Annotated in this window: 3 protein-coding genes; all 3 read right to left on the reverse strand. The window is 38.2% G+C overall.

Annotated elements, in window-relative coordinates:
* Positions 1-1,230: TolC family protein (locus SE27_RS13115; protein ID WP_455550026.1), on the reverse strand; the 1,230-nt coding region annotated here is incomplete at its 3' end.
* A 49-nt stretch (positions 1,231-1,279) separates the two neighbouring features.
* Entirely contained in the window at positions 1,280-1,690 is a 411-nt protein-coding gene (locus SE27_RS13120) for a hypothetical protein (protein WP_039624319.1), read from the reverse strand.
* 143 nt (positions 1,691-1,833) lie between these two features.
* Positions 1,834-2,226 (reverse strand): Cd(II)/Pb(II)-responsive transcriptional regulator, encoded by a 393-nt coding sequence (gene cadR / locus SE27_RS13125; protein WP_039624321.1) that lies wholly within the window; start codon positions 2,224-2,226, stop codon positions 1,834-1,836.
* Between the last annotated feature and the right edge of the window lie 125 nt (positions 2,227-2,351).

Genomic DNA, 2,351 nt, shown 5'->3' on the forward strand with positions numbered 1-2,351 from the left:
CCAGCCATCCCGTAACAACTGGACTTTACGCAGACGGATGTCTTGTAATTGAAGCGTGGCTTGCTGAACATCGGTTAAAGCAAACTTGCCTGCCAAGAAACCTTGTAGCGTCTTACTTTGAACTTGAGTCGCCAAAGGAATTTGAGTCTCGTCAACGACTTTGAATTGCAGCTCTAAACCCTGCAACTCGGTTAAAATTGTGCCTATTTGCAGCGCATTTTGCTTCAGATAAAATTCTTTCTGACGCTCTAATAAGTTCATTTTTTCTTGCGCGATTTTTATGCCATTTTGCTGACGATCGAAAATATTAAGCGGTACACTAACTCCGACTACTAATTGATTTTGTGTGGAGTTTTCCAAGGATTGGGTGCGGTTGACACCTAGGTTTAAAGTGGGGTTAGGACGTGCCTTTGCTCTTAGTTGATCAACCGTTGCTTGAGACTCTAATACCAGTAAAGCTCGATATTTCTCAACGTAGTTTTCCGCTAAATATTCTTGAACCTGTCCATGAGTCGATTTTGGCCAGAGCTTTTGTGAAGAGAGGTTTACCTGCAATGACTTATCAGACGTACCCCATAAATTTGATAATTGTTGGGTGGCCACTTGTACCTGTAAGTCTGCCTGTCTAAAAAGGCGTATATTTTCAGCATGACTTAAACGTGCGCGATTCACATCTACTTGCGCGATACCGCCCGCAGTAAAGCGCTTCTCGATCGCTTTAAGGTTTTCTTCACTCACCCGAAGTTGTTCATTGACAATGTTTCTTTCAAGTTCAGCAATGGCCAGTTGTGACCATACATATTTCACCGCAAGCTCAATTTGCGCTTGATAAATCTTCTGCTTCAGTGCTGTTTTATCTGTAGAGAGACTGGCTAATTTTTGGTTTGCTTTTCGCTCACCAAAAATATCCAAGGGTTGTGATATGCCAATGGCAAGCTCTTTTTCATTATTTGAACCAAAGCCCGTTTGTTCAACTGACAATTCAGGATTTTTAAACAGCTTACTTTGCTGAAGATTCGTGGCATTAATACTATTTTGCGTTTCCCAGAAATTTTGGGACGCTTGATATTGGTTAACCTGCTCAATAGCTTGCTGCAGCGTTAAATCTTGAGTACTGGCGACTACGGAAGTACTGATGCTGATCATTGCAGATAGCAAGATACCGCTACCTAAGGCTGACCAGGATAAATTCAGGATGGAGGTATCCTGATGTAATTTGTTTTTTGACATGAAAATGCCCCACGCATAATGAAATTAGGAGTGGTGGGCTTTTATAAGACTACCCCACCAATAGTAGGGGCAAATCGGGAGGCGGGGTTAATTGATTCAGATAAGGGGATTTATAAAAAGTTATTCCCAAATAAGTTGGGGTAATGCCGGTCTCAAAATCAGCTTTAAGCTTCAGATCATCGGGTGGGTCAATCTGAATCACGATTGTATTTGAGAAATGACTGCACTTTTCGTTAAAACAAACCTTCTGACAATAGTCATAGATTTCTTTATAGTTTTCTAGGGAATAAAGTGCTTGACGAGGACTATCACTCTTTTCGTCTAAATCGATTGGATTAGAGAGTATTGAATTGGGTATGTTTGGCATTTCATGCAGACACGCGGCCTCTGCCACACTCCAAATATTCTGGAATGTGAATAAGAGTACCAATATCTGGATTAGAAATGTTTTTCTCTTCATACACAAATCTGTATTTAAAACACCAATAAAGAAGCTGTCCAGATCTATCAAAGATCTGATCACAGAATTTGAGTAACCTTAAACTTTTTGCAGCCTTAAGTAAAGATATACAGAGTTTTTGAAAAAAGCATAGGTCTAGATAATCAAGCTAGATTTTTTAAAACTCCACATTGGTCAATTGTACATAAACCATCACAAGTACCTCTTAAATCAGATAGTTGTTCAATAAGCTTTTGTTGCTTGATTATATTTTCTCTGATAGCACTGACATGTAAGTCAATTAATTCATTCACCCCTGAACAATTTTTCTCAGGTTTGTCTTTATAGGTAAGTAATTGACGAATTTCATTCAAACTCATATTTAAAGTTCGGCAATTCAAAATAAATTTAATTCGCTCAACATAGCCTACATCGTAAAGGCGGTAATTTCCTTCCGTTCTTTCTGGTTCTGGAATTAAACCTTCCTTTTCATAAAACCTAATTGTTAATACTGAACATGAGGTTTTTTTAGAGAGTTCACCAATTTTTAAATGCATTGAGTTGGTATTTCCAAAAAATCTTGACTCTATAGTAACTATAGGGATTCTAATATTCAAAGTTTATAAATTTTTTTAATGGGTATAACTATGAGTGGCTGTGGATGTAGTAAAGAAACACCATG

This window comes from Acinetobacter harbinensis (genome assembly GCF_000816495.1).
In the GTDB taxonomy this organism is placed as follows: domain Bacteria; phylum Pseudomonadota; class Gammaproteobacteria; order Pseudomonadales; family Moraxellaceae; genus Acinetobacter; species Acinetobacter harbinensis.

What these genes read in the sequence shown, in the direction of transcription:
- SE27_RS13120 (WP_039624319.1), bottom strand. Translation starts at nt 1,690, where the DNA reads ATGAAGAGAAAAACATTTCTAATCCAGATATTGGTACTCTTATTCACA.
- cadR (WP_039624321.1), bottom strand. Translation starts at nt 2,226, where the DNA reads ATGCATTTAAAAATTGGTGAACTCTCTAAAAAAACCTCATGTTCAGTA.